Origin of the sequence: Delftia sp. GW456-R20 (assembly GCF_001622915.1) — a bacterium.
In the GTDB taxonomy this organism is placed as follows: Bacteria; Pseudomonadota; Gammaproteobacteria; order Burkholderiales; family Burkholderiaceae_C; genus Comamonas; species Comamonas acidovorans.
The window spans coordinates 1224308-1240140 of record NZ_LWCN01000004.1; the positions used below are offsets into that span (position 1 = coordinate 1224308).

General features: G+C 65.8%; 13 protein-coding genes and 1 tRNA gene. 5 read left to right on the plus strand and 9 right to left on the minus strand.

Translation table 11 applies throughout. The annotated features are described in order from the left end of the window. Positions 1–20: 20 nt before the first annotated feature. From hydA to A4F85_RS10860, 4 genes are all read right to left on the minus strand, one after another. Entirely contained in the window at positions 21–1481 is a 1461-nt protein-coding gene (hydA, locus tag A4F85_RS10845; protein WP_063326582.1) for a dihydropyrimidinase, read from the minus strand. Between the two features lie 30 nt (positions 1482–1511). Next, positions 1512–3005 (minus strand): NCS1 family nucleobase:cation symporter-1, encoded by a 1494-nt coding sequence (locus A4F85_RS10850; protein WP_013803149.1) that lies wholly within the window; start codon positions 3003–3005, stop codon positions 1512–1514. Between the two features lie 132 nt (positions 3006–3137). Then, a complete protein-coding gene (preA, locus tag A4F85_RS10855; RefSeq protein WP_063326583.1) occupies positions 3138–4457 on the minus strand; it encodes an NAD-dependent dihydropyrimidine dehydrogenase subunit PreA in 1320 nt (439 codons plus the stop codon). Positions 4458–4491: 34 nt separating this feature from the next. After that, complete coding sequence (locus tag A4F85_RS10860) at positions 4492–5859, minus strand: NAD(P)-dependent oxidoreductase (protein ID WP_063326584.1); 1368 nt, start codon at positions 5857–5859, stop codon at positions 4492–4494. Between the two features lie 324 nt (positions 5860–6183). Here A4F85_RS10860 and A4F85_RS10865 point away from each other — a divergent pair, with 324 nt between their 5' ends. Continuing rightward, positions 6184–6864 (plus strand): TetR/AcrR family transcriptional regulator, encoded by a 681-nt coding sequence (locus A4F85_RS10865; RefSeq protein WP_013803152.1) that lies wholly within the window; start codon positions 6184–6186, stop codon positions 6862–6864. A 4-nt stretch (positions 6865–6868) separates the two neighbouring features. Further along, positions 6869–7399, plus strand: a complete 531-nt coding sequence (speG, locus tag A4F85_RS10870) for a spermidine N1-acetyltransferase (RefSeq protein ID WP_016445275.1) — start codon at positions 6869–6871, stop codon at positions 7397–7399. 10 nt (positions 7400–7409) lie between these two features. Here speG and A4F85_RS10875 read toward each other — a convergent pair whose 3' ends face one another. From A4F85_RS10875 to A4F85_RS10890, 4 genes are all read right to left on the minus strand, one after another. Further along, positions 7410–7823, minus strand: coding sequence for a DUF1801 domain-containing protein (locus A4F85_RS10875; protein WP_063326585.1), 414 nt, complete (start codon positions 7821–7823; stop codon positions 7410–7412). Between the two features lie 130 nt (positions 7824–7953). Next, positions 7954–8030 (minus strand) — tRNA-Val (locus A4F85_RS10880). Between the two features lie 67 nt (positions 8031–8097). Next, positions 8098–10347, minus strand: coding sequence for a RelA/SpoT family protein (locus tag A4F85_RS10885; protein WP_013803154.1), 2250 nt, complete (start codon positions 10345–10347; stop codon positions 8098–8100). Continuing rightward, complete coding sequence (locus A4F85_RS10890; RefSeq protein ID WP_175403263.1) at positions 10344–11351, minus strand: alpha/beta fold hydrolase; 1008 nt, start codon at positions 11349–11351, stop codon at positions 10344–10346. The genes A4F85_RS10885 and A4F85_RS10890 overlap by 4 nt, the downstream gene beginning before the upstream one ends. Before the next feature lie 69 nt (positions 11352–11420). Here A4F85_RS10890 and A4F85_RS10895 point away from each other — a divergent pair, with 69 nt between their 5' ends. Beyond that, positions 11421–12215 (plus strand): 3-hydroxybutyrate dehydrogenase, encoded by a 795-nt coding sequence (locus A4F85_RS10895; protein WP_012204702.1) that lies wholly within the window; start codon positions 11421–11423, stop codon positions 12213–12215. A gap of 72 nt (positions 12216–12287) precedes the next feature. Here A4F85_RS10895 and A4F85_RS10900 read toward each other — a convergent pair whose 3' ends face one another. Then, positions 12288–13034 (minus strand): SIMPL domain-containing protein, encoded by a 747-nt coding sequence (locus A4F85_RS10900; protein ID WP_063326587.1) that lies wholly within the window; start codon positions 13032–13034, stop codon positions 12288–12290. Positions 13035–13339: 305 nt separating this feature from the next. Here A4F85_RS10900 and ompR point away from each other — a divergent pair, with 305 nt between their 5' ends. Further along, positions 13340–14077, plus strand: a complete 738-nt coding sequence (gene ompR, locus A4F85_RS10905; RefSeq protein ID WP_017404718.1) for an osmolarity response regulator transcription factor OmpR — start codon at positions 13340–13342, stop codon at positions 14075–14077. A 243-nt stretch (positions 14078–14320) separates the two neighbouring features. Then, a complete protein-coding gene (locus A4F85_RS10910) occupies positions 14321–15823 on the plus strand; it encodes an ATP-binding protein (protein WP_012204699.1) in 1503 nt (500 codons plus the stop codon). Positions 15824–15833 lie beyond the last annotated feature (10 nt).

Sequence of the window (15833 nt, forward strand, 5' to 3'; positions counted from 1 at the left end):
GTCTCCTTGTCATGCGGGCTTCAGCGCGCCACGGCCGTGGGCTGCAGCGTGGCGGCGCGGCGCTGCACCGCGTCGAAGTTGGGGCCGAAGGCCGGGCGCTTGATATAGCGCCCCTTGCCCATCTCGGCGCGCAGATCGCCCTTCGCATAGGCCACCACGCCCTGGCTGATGGTGTGGCTGGGCATGCCCTGCACGGTGCGCCCCTCGAAGATGTTGTAGTCGCCCTTGGAATGCTGGGTCTTGACCGACAGGGTATGGGTGGCGGCAGGGTCCCAGACGACCAGATCGGCATCGGCCCCCACGCCGACCAGGCCCTTGCGCGGATAGATGTTGAACAGCCGGGCGGTGTTGGCCGAGGTGATGGCCACGAATTCGCTGGGCGTCAGCCGGCCGGTGTTCACACCCGCATCCCAGATCACGGCCAGGCGCTCTTCCACGCCGCCGGTGCCGTTGGGGATCTTGGCGAAGTTGTCCCGGCCCATGGCTTTCTGCGCGGCGCAGAAAGTGCAATGGTCGGTGGCCGTGGTGTGCAACTGGCCCGACTGCAGGCCCTGCCACAAGGCCTCCTGGTGGCCCTTGGCGCGGAAGGGCGGGCTCATCACGTGGGCTGCCGCCTTGGCAAAGTCAGGGTCGCGGTACACGCTTTCGTCGATCACCAGATGGCCGGCCAGCACTTCGCCATACACACGCTGGCCGCGTGCACGGGCCGCGGCAATGGCCTGCGCCGCCTCGGTGCAGCTGACATGCACCACGTAGATGGGCACGCCCAGCACGCCGGCGATGGCGATGGCGCGGTTGGCCGCCTCGGCCTCCACCATGGGCGGGCGGGCCAGCGGATGGCCCTCGGGCCCGGTGATGCCCATCTTGGCCACTTCCTGCTGCAGCAGGTAGACCAGCTCGCCGTTTTCGGCATGCACCGTGGGCATGGCGCCCAGCTCCAGCGCGCGCTTGAAGCTGTTCACCAGCGTTTCGTCGTCGCACATGATGGCGTTCTTGTAGGCCATGAAGTGCTTGAAGCTGTTGATGCCCTCCTCGCGCACCAGCGTGCCCATATCAGCATGAACGCTGTCGCTCCACCAGGTGACGGCCACGTGGAAGGAGTAGTCGGCCGCAGCCTTCTCGGCCCAGCCGCGCCATTTGCGGTAGGCGTCCAGCAGCGGCTCCTGCGGATCGGGAATGACGAAATCGATGATGCTGGTGGTGCCGCCGGCCAGCGCCGCCGCCGTGCCGGTGTAGAAGTCATCGGCCGTGACCGTGCCCATGAAGGGCAGTTGCATGTGGGTGTGCGGATCGATGCCGCCGGGCATGACGAACTGCCCCGAGGCATCGATCACCTGCGCCCCGGCCGGCACCAGGGCCGCCACATCCGGCCCCACGGCCGCAATCGCCCCATCCACACACAGCACGTCGGCCTTCTCCTGCCGGTCTGCATTCACCACCGTGCCGCCACGCACCCATACCGAACCCTGTGATTGACCCATAGCGTCATGCCTCCTGTTGGTTGGTCCGGCCTATGCCTTGCTCAGCGCGGGTGCGCCCTTGGTCACCTGGCCTGCCATGCCGATGCGGTAGACCACGCCGGCAATGAACAGGCCGATGAACCATGCGTAGTCATAGGCATGCTTGAAGAAATCACCCACGTTCGGGAATGCAGCGGGGAACGCCGCGTGCAGGAAGCCGGGCAGGTTGGGCGCCACGCCCAGAGCGAAGGCCGCCACGGCCACCCAGTTCCAGCCGTTGGAGTAGCGGTAGACGCCCTCTTCCCTGTACAGGTCTTCCACCACCAGCTGCTTTTTGCGCACCAGGAAGTAGTCCACCATCAGAATGCCCGCGATCGGCCCCAGCAGGGCCGAGTAGCCGATCAGCCAGGTGAAGATGTAGCCCTCGGTCGATTCCAGGATCTTCCAGGGCATCATCACGATGGCAATGGCCACCGTCATGTAGCCGCCCACGCGGTAGCTGATCTTCTTGGGCGCCAGGGCGGAGAAGTCATAGGCCGGCCCGACCAGGTTGGCCGCCAAATTCACGCTCACGGTGTCGATCAGCAGCACGATCAGCGCGATCAGCACGGCCGCCCCCGTCATGCGGCTGGCGACATCCACGGGGTCCCACAAGGCCTTGCCGTAGATCACCACGGTGCCCGATGTCACCACCACCGCCAGCATGGCCAGCAGCCCCATGGGCACCGGCAGGCCGATGGCCTGGCCCACGACCTGATCCTTCTGCGACTTGGCAAAGCGCGTGAAGTCCGGAATGTTCAAGGCCAGCGTGGCCCAGAAGCCCACCATGGCCGTCAGCGACGGCCAGAACACCGACATGAACTGGCCCGCCTTGGGGCCGCCCGGCGCGTACTGCGAAGGCTGCTCCATGATGGGGCCGAAGCCGCCGGCCTTCTGGTAGACCCAGCCCAGCAGCACGAAGCAGATCAGGATCTTGAGCGGCGCTGTCCAGGTCTCCAGCTTGCGGATGGACTCTATGCCATGCACCACGAAGTAGAACTGGATCGCCCAGAACACCAGAAAGCACACCAGCTGCCCCACATTGATGCCCAGGCCCGCGATCTTCTCGCCTTCCAGCGGATGGCCCAGCAGCACGCCCAGCAGGGTGTAGATCATCATGCCGCCGAACCAGGTCTGGATGCCGTACCAGCCACAGGCCACCAGGGCCCGCAGCAGTGCGGGCAGCTTGGCCCCGTGGGTGCCGAAGGAGGCACGGGCCAGCACGGCAAAGGGAATGCCGTACCTGGCCCCGGCATGGCCGATGAGCAGCATGGGAATCAGCACGATGAGATTGCCCAGGAACACCGTCATCACCGCCTGCGACCACGACATTCCGTTCGTGATCATGCTGGCGGCCAGGGTGTATGCCGGAATGCACATCACCATCCCTATCCACAGGGCGGCGAAGTGGTACCAGGTCCAGGTGCGCTGGCTAGGCAGCGTGGGGGCGAGGTCGTGGTTCCACAGGCTGCCTGTGGACTCACCGGAATGCGGGGCATGCGACATTGCGAAGCTCCTTCTCGAAGAGAGAAATCACCAATCCATTGCTGATCCAGGGTCTGACCTTTTCCATCAAGCGCATTTCGTGCCAGGTCGGCCCGGATGCGGGCCGTGCGCCGACCTGCCGCAATGCCCCCTCTAGCCCTGAGCCGTCACGGCCTGGCGCATGGGGTTGTTCGGATGCGTGGTCCAGTTCGCATACTCCCCGGTGACCGTCTGGCCGGTGCGGGGGTCCACCTCGCCCGGCTGCAGGCTGCGCATGGTGATGCACTCGGGCACGGGGCAGATGGACACGCACAGGTTGCAGCCCACGCATTCGGCGTCATCCACCTCGAACCGGCGCACACCGCCCTCCTTGCTGAAGGTGATGGCCTGGTGGGAGGTGTCCTCGCAGGCCACGTGGCAGCGCCCGCACTGGATGCAGCTGTCCTGGTTGATGACGGCCTTGTCGATGTGGTTGAGGTTGAGGTCCTTCCAGTCCCTGACCGTGGGCACGGCCCGGCCCTGGAAGTCCTCGATGCGGGCAAAGCCGTGCGCGTCCATGTAGTTGGACAGCCCGTCGCACATGTCCTGCACGATGCGAAAGCCGTAGACCATGGCCGCCGTGCACACCTGGACATTGCCGCATCCCAGCGCAATGTATTCGGCCGCGTCCTTCCAGGTGGTGATGCCGCCAATCCCCGAGATGGGCAGGCCCGCCGTCTGCGGGTCGCGCGCGATCTCGGCCACCATGTTCTGGGCGATAGGCTTGACGGCCGGGCCGCAGTAGCCGCCGTGCGAGCCCTGGCCATCGGTGCTGGGGTGCATGACCAGGGTGTCCAGATTCACGCCCATCAGCGAGTTGATGGTGTTGATCAGGGACACCGCATCCGCGCCGCCGGCCTTGGCCGCACGCGCGGGAAAGCGCACGTCGGTGATGTTGGGCGTCAGCTTCACGATCACGGGCAGCCGGCTGTACTGCTTGCACCACTGCGTGACCATCTGGATGTACTCGGGCACCTGGCCCACGGCCGCGCCCATGCCGCGCTCGCTCATGCCGTGCGGGCAGCCGAAGTTCAGCTCCAGCCCGTCGGCGCCGGTGTCCTCCACCATGGGCAGGATGCGTTTCCAGCTTTCCTCCACGCAGGGCACCATCAGCGAGGCGATCAGCGCGCGGTCAGGCCAGGCCTTTTTCACGCGGGTCATCTCCTCCAGGTTGGTGCGCAGCGGCCGGTCGGTGATCAGCTCGATGTTGTTCAGGCCCATCACGCGCCGGTCCTGCGCCATGAGGGTGGAGTAGCGCGGCCCGTTCACGTTGACCACATGCGGGTCCTCGCCCAGCGTCTTCCACACCACGCCGCCCCAGCCTGCCTCGAATGCGCGAGTGACGTTGATCTCCTTGTCCGTGGGCGGTGCCGAGGCCAGCCAGAACGGATTGGGGCTGGAAATGCCCAGAAAGCGGCTGCTGATGTCTGCCATGTCGATGCTCCTTGAAAAGCGCGGGCACAGCCGCTCAAACCCCGGCCGCCACGGCGCTGGTCAGCGCCTGGTGCATGGCTCGCGCGGCGACCTTGCCGTGCTCCACCGCCTGCACGGTCAGGTCCTGGCCACCGGCGCGGCAGTCGCCGCCGGCCCACACGCGCGGCACGCTGGTGCGGCCTTCGTCGTCGGTGTCGATGCGGCCGTCACGCAGGGCAATGGCCGCGCCCGCCGGCGTGCCGACATAGGTCTGGCCAATGGCCTTGAGCACCATGTCGGCCGGCACGTCGAACACCTCCTGCGTCACCTGCAGCCTGTCGCCCTCCATGCGGGTGCTGGCCATGCGCACGCCGCAGACCTTGCCGTCCTGCACCAGGATCTCCTGGGGCGCGGCCCACAGCCGCAGGTTGACGCCATGGGTCTGCGCCCATTCCTGCTCCACCCAGGAGGCGGACAGCGCATCCTTGCCACGGCGGTAGAACATGGTGACCTCGTCGGCGCCCAGCAGCCTGGCCTGCACGGACGCATCCACCGCCGTCATGCCACCGCCGATCACCACCACGCGCCGGCCCACCGGCACCGTGGATTTGTCCGCCGCCTGGCGGATGTCGGCAATGAAGTCCACCGCATTGCGCAAGCCTTCGGCCTGCGGCTCGGCCGTGCCCAGCGCATTGACGCCCGCCAGGCCCAGGCCGAGGAACACGGCGTCGTGCGCCGCCAGCAGCGAATCCAGCGTGAAATCTCGCCCCAGCCGCTGGTTGTTGCGCGGCGTGATCCCGCCCACGGACAGCAGCCAGTCGATCTCCTTTTGCGCAAAATCGCCCGGGGTCTTGTAGCTGGCCAGGCCGTATTCATTGAGCCCGCCCAGCTTGGGCCGGGCGTCGAACAGCACCACCTCGTGGCCCTGCAGCGCCAGCTGATGGGCGCAGGTCAGGCCGGCAGGCCCTGCCCCGACCACGGCCACCTTGCGGCCCGTGGCGGCAGCACGCTGGAACAACGGTGCACCATCGGAGGCCATGAAGGCATCGGTCGCATAGCGTTGCAATGCACCAATTTCGACCGGCTTGTCCTCCTGGGTGTTGCGCACGCAGGCCTGCTCGCACAGCTGCTCCGTGGGACAGACGCGGGAGCACATGCCGCCCAGCGGGTTGGCCGTCAGGATCTCGCGCGCCGCGCCACGGACGTTGTCCTGGGCGATGCGGGCGATGAAGGCCGGCACATCGATGCTGGTGGGGCAGGCCGTGGTGCACGGCGCGTCATAGCAGTAGTAGCAGCGCTCGGCCTCGATCAAGGCCTGGGAACGGTTCAGCGCGGGATGGGCGTCGGAGAAATTGGCCGCGTAGTCGGCCAGGTTCAGTCGGCCGGCGGCAATGCCGCAGGCGCGTTGCGCGGGGCTATCCATGGTGCATCCTCCAGAGTCAGGATTGAGGGCGTGAAAGGGGCCGCGGCATGCAGGTGCACGCCAGGCCATCTCGGACAACGCAAGGCGGGCCGCAGGAAGGACTCCTGAACGGCCCCGGATCCAACAACACAGTCTTCGGAGGTTTCATCGTGGTCCTCGCATGTGTGAGTGACGCCTCTTGTCGGGCGCACTGGGGGTGGAACGGAATTTACGCGGGTGAAAAAATTTACCAATCAGTAAAATCACCCAGAAAGTCGTCAGCAAGAAAGATGCCAGACAATCGCACCAAAATGGCGCCACTTATCCCGACTTACCATCTGCGCAATGGCAACCCTTTCTGACAATGCGCCCCCTTCCCTGGCACGATCGGCCACGCGCAAACCCACGGCTGCACGCCTGCGCAAGGAACTGAACATCCTGCAGACGGCCGAACTGCACTTTGCGCAATACGGCTTCGAAGGCGCATCGCTGGAACTGATCGCGCACGACGCCGGCCTGAGCCGCCACAACCTGCTGTACTACTTCGCCAGCAAGGAGGAGCTGTACCTGCGCGTGCTGGGCGACGTGCTGACGCAGTGGCTGGCCGGCATGTCCGACCTGCTGCGCGGCGACGACCCTGCGGAGGCCTTGCGCATCTACATCCGGGCCAAGCTGCAGTCCTCGCGCGAGCGGCCCCATGGCTCCCGTGTCTTCACGCGCGAGGTGATGGCCGGTGCGCCCCGCTTCGGGCAGGCCATAGCGAGCCAGGTGGGCCCGGCGCTGGCGGCCGACGTACAGGCCTTCGAGCGCTGGGTGGCGCAGGGCAAGATTGCCCGCGTGGATTTCACCCACCTGATGTTCATCCTCTGGTCCGTGACCCAGGCCTATGCCGATCAGCAGGCCCAGTTCGCGCTGCTGCTGGGCCGGCCGGAACTGACCGCCGACGACTACGACACGGCGGCCGATCTGATCTACCGGCTGGTAATCCGTGGCCTGCAGCCGGATACCGCGGCTCTCGCACAATGAGCGCATGAATCACAGCATCCGCCTGAGACCCCTGGAGCGCGAAGATCTGCGCTCCGTGCATCTGCTCAACAACAATGCCGCCATCATGCGCTACTGGTTCGAGGAGCCCTACGAGACCTTCGACGAGCTTTCCGCGCTCTACGACGCCCACGTGCACGACCAGACCGAGCGCCGCTTCATCGTCGAGCACCAGGGCGATCGCGCCGGTCTCGTCGAGCTGGTGGAGATCGACCTGATCCACCGGCGCGCCGAATTCCAGATCATCATCGCCCCCGAGCAGCAAGGCCAGGGCATCGCAGCCCAGGCAACGCGGCTGGCGCTGGACTATGGCTTCAAGACGCTCAACCTGCACAAGATCTTTCTCCATGTGGACCAGGAGAACGAGAAGGCCATCCACATCTACGCGCGCATAGGCTTCGTGCAGGAAGGCGTGCTGATCGACGAGTTCTTCGCCAACGGCCAGTACCGCAACGCCATCCGCATGTACCTGCTGCAAAACGACTACCTGCAGGCACAGGCCGGAGTCGGCACCTGAGCGCGGACCTTCATCCTTTCGGCGACCTCTTCCTGGCAGCCGCCTCGTTGAGGGCGGCTGCCTCGCGCACCAAGTCCTTGAACGCTTGCGCATCGATCTCCTCGCCCTCGCGGATATCGATGGCACGGCGCACCTTGCCTTCAAGGCTGGCGTTGAACAGGTGCTGCGGGTCGGCCAGCGATGCGCCTTTGGGAAAGGTGAGCTTCACGGCCGATTGGTAGGCCTCGCCCGTGCACAGAATGCCGCTGCACGACCAGACCGGCACCGACCATTTCCACTCTTCCACCGCGTCCGGAAGCGCTTGCACGATGAGCCGGCGCACATGCGCCAGCACCTCGCCGCGCCAGCCGCCCAGCTCGGCAATGCGCTGGTTGATCAATACGCTGGCCGACGCGGCCGCCTCGGGCGAAACTGTCTTGATCATCCATGTCTCCCAAAGTGATGCATGTTCGATCACAAGACAGGCCAAGGCAAGACCACAGGGAGAACGCACAAACAAAAAAGCCTTCTGAGTGATCAGAAGGCTTTTTGCATTCCATCTGGCAATGGAAAATTGGTAGGCGCGATTGGACTCGAACCAACGACCCCCACCATGTCAAGGTGGTGCTCTAACCAGCTGAGCTACGCGCCTGTGTTTGTTCGAGAAAGCGATTCTAGCACGGCTTTTTCAGCCTCCAGGCAAAAATGCCTGAACATGCTCAACGCCGCCGCGCCGAACGCACGCCCGCCACGGCGGCCACGATGCCCAGCACCTTGCTCAGGCGGCCCGAATCGGCCACCTCCACGGTGAAGGTCATCCAGGCCGTTCCCTTGACGGACTGGGTCTGCACGCCAATGACATTGGTCTTTTCGCGCGCAAAGACTTCCGAGATATCGCGCAGCAGGCCCTGCCGGTCGGCGGCCTCCACGGACACATCGACCGGGTAGACGGCCGAGGCCACGGTGGCCGCCTTGGGCTGGCCCCAGGCCACGTCGATCACGCGCTCGGAATTGCGCGCCGCCATCTCGCGGAAGTTGGAGCAGTCGGAGCGGTGCACGCTCACGCCCTTGCCGCGCGTGACGAAGCCCCGGATGTCGTCCGGCGGCGCAGGCTTGCAGCACTTGGCCAGCTGGGTCATCAGCGAGTCCACGCCAACGACCAGCACGCCGCCCTTGGGCGAGTCCGTGCCGCGCGCCTTGCGCACGAGGGTGAATTCCTCGGGTTCTTCCTCCACCTCGGCGGGCCGCAGCACGGTCTCGATATTGCGCAGCGAGTACTCGTCCTTGCCGACGACCTCGAACAGCGCATCTGCCGACTTGAAGCCCAGCTGCACCGCCAGCTCCTCCAGCTTGACGGCGGTCTTGCCCTCGCGCTGCAGCAGCTTCTCGACGGCCTCGCGGCCGCGCGCCACGGTCTCGTGCGTGGCCTGGGCATTGAACCAGGCGCGCACCTTGGCCTTGGCGCGGTTGCTGGTCAGATAGCCCAGGTCGGCGTTGAGCCAGTCGCGCGAGGGGCGCCCCTCCTTGACCGTGGTGATCTCCACGGTCTGGCCGTTTTGCAGCGGCGTGTTCAAGGGCACCATGGCGCCGTCCACGCGCGCGCCGCGGCAGCGGTGGCCCAGGCTGGTGTGCACCGAGTAGGCAAAGTCCACGGGTGTTGCGCCCTGCGGCAGTTCGATGACGGCCGCGTCGGGGGTGAGCACGTAGATGCGGTCCTCGAACAGGCCGCGATGGTGCGCGCCCGCCAGGTCGCTGCCCCAGGCCAGCAGCTGGCGCAGCACGGCGATCTTGGCGTCGTACTCGCTGCTGGCGGTGACGCCCGCGTATCCCTTGGTGCCCGCCTCCTTGTAGGCCCAGTGGGCGGCCACGCCGTGCTCGGCATGGTCGTGCATGGCCTGGGTGCGGATCTGGATCTCGATGGCACGGCCCGTCTCGTCGCGCACCACGGTGTGCAGTGACTGGTAGCCGTTGGGCTTGGGCTTGGCGATGTAGTCGTCGAACTCCGCCTCGATGGGCGTGAACTGCTCGTGCACCCAGGACAGTGTGGCGTAGCAGTCCTTGATCGTGGGCACGACTACACGCATGGCGCGGATGTCGAAGACCTGGTCGAAGTTCAGCGACTTGCCGCGCATCTTCTTGACGATGCTGTAGATGTGCTTGGGCCGGCCCTGCACCGTTGCGCTGATGCTGTGCGCGCGCAGGTCGGCCTCCAGCCGTGCCCGCATCTGCTCCATGTAGGCTTCGCGCTCCACGCGCTTTTCATCGAGCAGGCGGGCCACTTCGCGGTAGGTCTCGGGCTCCAGGAAACGCAGGGACAGATCCTCCAGCTCCCACTTGATCTGCCAGATGCCCAGGCGGTTGGCCAGCGGCGCGAACACCGTCAGCGCCTCGCGCGCAATGCCGGGAGAGACCGGGCGCTTGCTGGCCGCGTAGTAGCGCAGCGTCTGCAGGCGCGAAGCCAGCCGCAGCAGCACGACACGCAGATCGCGCGAGAAGCCCAGCAGCATCTTGCGCACGTTCTCGGTCTGCGTGGCCTCATCGTCCAGATACTGGCCGCCCAGCTCGGCGCCGCGCGCCTGCTGCTGCACGCGCATGAGCTTGTTGGTTTCCACGGCCAGGGTGGCGAAGTTCTCGCCAAAGGCCTTGGCGATCACTTCCTGCGGGCGATTCAGGTGCACGCTGGCATGCACCAGATAGATCGCCGCCTGCATCGTTTCGGAGCCGCCGATGGTCTTGAGGATGGCGGCCACCGCATCGGCATGGGCCATCGTGTTCTCGCCGGACTCCATGGTCTCGGTGGCGATCAGCGGCTCGGCAAAGCTGCGCGCGCGGGCCAGCGCGTTGACCTGTTCGGGCAGGGTCTGCGACGTGGCCGTGATCAGGTGCGGCAGAACCGCCGGCACCTGGCCCGGCGCGGCTGCGGCGGGCGAAGGCGCCTGCACGGCGGCCTCGCTGCTGGCGGTCTTCATTCGTCACTCTCCCTGGCCTGCTCGGCAAGATTCATGGTGCTTGGCAAGCGCTCTTCTCCCCATAAGAACCGGCACAGCAAGGCCACCTGCCCTGCTGCGACGAAGGTGGGCGCATGCCCCACCCCTTCAAATTCCACGCAATGCGCCTTCGGGCCGCGCTGCGCCATGGCCTGCGCCGTGGCCGCAGTCAGCAGATCGGACTGCGCACCACGAACTAGCAAGACGCGTGCCTTGATCTGGTCATACAGCTGCCACAGCAGCGCTTCGCCGGCCTGGGCCATCTCGGGCGTCATCTGCTGCAGGGACACTGCAATCTGAGGGTCATAGTGCAAGACAAGGCCGCCATCGGCGGCCGGCCGCATCATAGGTCGCGTCAATCGCAACCATTGCCCTTCGCTATGTGGGCCGAAGCCTTCGGAAATCAAGAGCAGCGCATGGGCTGCCTGTTCAAGATTTTCAAAATGCAGGCCCTTGCCCAGATACTGACCTATGCGCTCCAGGGCAGACCACTCGATGACAGGCCCCACATCGTTGAGCACCAGCCTGCGGATGGGCGCCGGCAGCGGCAGCCCCGGCTGGCCTGCAAGCGCCATGCCGATCAGCCCGCCCATGCTGGTGCCCACCCAATCCAATTGTTCGACGGGCGCCTGCGCATGCACCTGGGCCAGCAAGGCCAGCATGTCGGCTGCGTAAAGAGGCACCTGGTAGGCGGCCGGATCCTGCAGCCAGTCGCTTTCGCCACGCCCGACCACGTCGGGGCAGATCACGCGGGCGCGTTCGCTGAGCCGCTCGGCCAGCACGTCGAAGTCACGCCCCTGGCGCGACAGGCCGTGCACGCAGACCACGACATGGGGATGGTTCGGATCGCCGGTGCGATTCCATTCCCAATAGGCCATGCGGTGCGACGCATTCTCTTGAGCAGCCGGGCTGGCAGTACGGCTCCAGGGTGAGGCACGCCCGGCAACTGCCGGGCAGGATACGTAGTTCAGCGTAGGATGATTCATGGAAACGCATTCGCGGAGCCGGCGCCGATAATGGCTGTGTTGCATCGTACATTCATTCGGAGACTCTCTATGTTGAAAGGCAAGACCGCCCTCGTGACCGGTTCGACCAGCGGAATCGGCCTCGGGATCGCGAAGGCGCTGGCCCGCCAGGGCGCCAATATCGTGCTCAATGGTTTCGGCGATGTGGACGGCCCCCGTGCCGAAGTGCTGGCCGCAGGCCAGGCCGCCGGCGCCCAGGTCGCCTACCACGGTGCCGACATGAGCCGCGTGGCAGACATCGAGGACATGGTCCAGTACAGCGTGCGCAACTTCGGCCAGATCGACATCCTCGTGAACAATGCCGGCATCCAGCACGTGGCACGCGTGGAAGACTTCCCGCCCGAGCGCTGGGATTCCATCATCGCCATCAACCTGTCCAGCGCCTTCCACACCTCGCGCCTGGTCCTGCCCATGATGCAGGCGGCCGATGGCGGCAAGGGCTGGGGCCGCATCATCAACGTGGCTTCGGTGCACGGCCTCGTGGGCTCGGCGCAGAAGTCCGCGTATGTGGCGGCCAAGCACGGCATTGTCGGGCTGACCAAGGTCACGGCGCTGGAGAACGCCACCTCCGGCATCACCTGCAACGCCATCTGCCCCGGTTGGGTGCTGACACCGCTGGTGCAAAAGCAGGTGGACGCCAAGGCCGAGCAGCACGGCATCAGCAATGAAGAAGCCAAAAAGCTGCTGCTGGGCGAAAAGGAACCCTCGATGCAGTTCACCACGCCCGAGGAGCTTGGCGAACTGGCCGTGTTCTTCTGCTCGCCCGCTGCCGCCAACGTGCGCGGCGTGGCCTGGAACATGGATGGCGGCTGGGCTGCGCAGTAATCGCGGCCAGACAGGACCACTGCCAAAAAAGGAGCGCCACGGCGCTCCTTTTTTCATGGATGGGTCACCCGGTCAGTACATCTGCACCGAACCCGACACGTGGACCATCACCTGGGCCTTGCCCGCTTCCACGGACACGGCATCCATTTCCGCGCCGGCGGCCTTGGCGGACATGGCCATCATGCGCGGACGCGGCATGGGCACGGAGGTGTCGCTGCTGCTCACATTGACCTCGCGCAGGCTGTAGTTGGCAAAGCCGAAGCTCTTGGACAGCGTGGCGGCACGCTGCTTGAACTGTTCGATGGCCTTGGCCTGGGCCTCGCCCTCGACCTTTTCACGGGCCTCCCGCGACAGGCCGAAGCCCACTTGCGACAGCGTCATGTCCTGCACCTGGGCCGCCGTCTGCGTGATGCGCGCGAAGTCGCGGCCCTGCAGAAGAATCTCGGCGCGGCCTTGCCAGCCCTCCACCTTGTTGTCCTTGCCATAGCGCGGATAGATGCCGAAGCTGCCGGTGCTCACATCCATCTGGCCCGACTGGGCGCTGCGCTTGGTCACTGCCATGGCGGCCTCGACCACTTTCTGCAGCTGGGACTGGACCGTGGCCGCATCGCGCCCTTCGCGCGTGGCCGACAAGGTGGCGGTCAGCAGGTCCTGCACCACATCCACCGAGCCTTCTGCAGACAACTGCACCACATTGGCCGGCTGTGCCTGCGCCGAGGCGGCGTTCTGCGCCCAGGCACCGCTGGCACAGGCCAGCGCAGTGGCCGCGACCACGGACTTGACCCAGGGGCGGGACAGCTGTTTGGAAAGCTTGCTCATGCGTTCACCCTTTGAAATGAAAGGTAGTTCAGGGATACAACTGCATGCCGCCCTTTCGCTACGGCATGCCGCCAGATGGTGACAGGTGTGGAGCCGTTCAGGCCTATTCGCCCCGTCATTCACAACATTATTGCAACGATAAATGCATCAACGCGGCAAACCCATAGTTAAATATTCTAAAGACACATTTTTCGTTCTAAATTTAAACGCAACATCTGTAACACACGGCAAAAGTTCGGGGTTTTGACCAGACTTTTCAGCGCAAGCTGGTAACAATGGCGGCTGTTACAAATGACCGACCGAGGATGAACATGGCCACTACGACCAACCGCACCGACAAGATCCTGGTGGTGGATGACGATGCGCGCATCCGCGACCTGCTGCGCCGCTACCTGACGCAGGAAGGCTTCGAGATCATGATTGCCGAAGATGGCAAGGCGCTGAACCGCATCCTGCTGCGCGAAACAGTGGACCTGATCGTGCTTGACCTGATGATGCCCGGCGAGGATGGCCTGTCCATCTGCCGCCGCCTGCGCTCGGCCAATGACCGCACGCCCATCATCATGCTGACCGCCAAGGGCGAGGATGTGGACCGCATCGTGGGCCTGGAAGTGGGCGCCGACGACTACCTGGGCAAGCCCTTCAACCCCCGCGAACTGCTGGCGCGCATCCATGCCGTGCTGCGCCGCCGCCCGCCGCAGGAAGCGCCGGGCGCGCCCTCCGGCGACAACGAGGTGGTGAGCTTCGGCCCCTTCACCTTCGACCTGGGCACGCGCGTGCTGCAAAAGAACGGCGAGGAACTGCCGCTGACCACGGGCGAATTCGCCATGCTCAAGGCCCTGGTGCGCCACCCGCGCCAGCCGCTGTCGCGCGAGAAGCTGGCCCTGCTGGCGCGCGGCCGCGAGTTCGAGCCCTTCGACCGCAGCCTGGACGTGCAGGTCTCGCGCCTGCGCAAGCTGATCGAGGAAGATGCTGCCGCACCGCGCTATATCCAGACGGTCTGGGGTGTGGGCTACGTGTTCGTACCGGACGGCGCGAACTGAAATGCATCACCCCCTGAGGCGCTGCGCGCCTTCCCCCTCTCTCGCTCCGCGGGAGGGGGACGACGCCCTCGCCGCGAGGCGGCTCTTGCTCGGCGTCCCTGGGTTGGGGCCGTAACGTTTTATGTGCCGTTGACAATGCGCAGCGCCAAAACCTCACCCTGTCGCCCGAGACAACCGGTAACGCAGGCTGGCCGGCACAGGCGTAATCTCGCAGCCGGCCCCTAGAATGACGAACCGCATTCCATGAGTTCCTTCACCGTCCCGCCCCACGACGCCACCAGCCCTGCGCCGCTCGACTACGAGCGGCGCATGACTGCGCGCTCTCCGCTGGGACTCAATCTTTTCTGGCGTACCTTCTGCCTGCTGGCCCTGCTGCTGGTGGGCAGCATCCTGGCGTGGCTGCAGACGCTGCGCGCCTTCGAGTTCGAGCCGCGCACGCTGCACACCGCCCAGCAGATCGCCTCGCTGGTCAACCTCAGCCGCGCGGCCCTGGTGCATTCGGATGCCATCAACCGCGTCTCTCTGATCAAGACCATGGCCGACCAGGAAGGCGTGCGCATTCTGCCGCGCGAGCCTGGTGACAGCTTCGAGCTGCTGGACCAGAGCACGCTGGGCAAGCGCCTGACCGAGGAGCTCACGCGCCGCCTGGGCTACGGCACCATCGTGGCGCGTAGCGTCAATGGCGAACCGGGGCTGTGGGTGGGCTTCACCATCAATGGCGACCGCACATGGCTGCTGATGGACCGCTCGCGCTTCACGCCGGCCAGCGGGCGCACCTGGCTGATCTGGCTGATCACGGCCGGCCTGCTGTCCCTGGCGGGGGCGGCAGCCATCGCGCGCCTGATCAACCGGCCGCTCAAGCAGTTGAGCTATGCGGCCAACCGCGTGCGAGATGGCGACTTCGACGCCAGCCAGCTCGACGAGGAAGCCGTCACCAGCGAGATCCGCGAGGTCAATATCGGCTTCAACCGCATGGCGCAGAAACTGGCCCAGCTGGAGCAGGACCGCGCGGTGATGCTGGCCGGCATCTCCCACGACCTGCGCACGCCGCTCGCCCGCCTGCGGCTGGAGACCGAGATGAGCGTGGTGGACGACGTGGCGCGCGAGCACATGGTGGCCGACATCGTGCAGCTGGACGCCACCATCGACAAATTCCTGGACTACGCCCGCCCCGACCATGTGACCCTCAATCCGGTGAACCTGCATGCCGTGGTGTCTTCCTGCGTCTATGCGGTGCAGGACCACCGCGAGCTGCAGATCAGCATGGCCGTGCCCGAAGGCGTCTATGTGCTGGCCGACGAGGTGGAACTGGCGCGCGTGATCTCCAACCTGTTCGAGAACGCACGCCGCTACGGCAAGACGCCCGAGACCGAAACCACGCATGTGGACGTGACGGCATCGGAGCGCGAAAGCTGGGTCGTGATCCGCATCCGCGACCATGGCCGTGGCGTGCCGCCCGAGCAGCTGGCCAGCCTGACACAGCCCTTCTTCCGCGGCGACTCCGCGCGCACGGCCGCAGCGGGCGCGGGCCTGGGCCTGTCCATCGTGGACAAGACGGTGCAGCGCATGGGCGGCGTGTTTGCGCTGTCCAACTCCTCCACGGGCGGACTGGTCGCCCATGTGCAGTTGCAGCGTGCCTCGGGCGTGGCCAAGGGTGCCGAGCCCGAGCAGCGCCTGCAGCGCCCGCAGATCAAGCGCCAGCTGCCTCCGCGTGCGCAGGACGGCGCCCTGGACGGAGAGGACTGAGCTCGCAGCG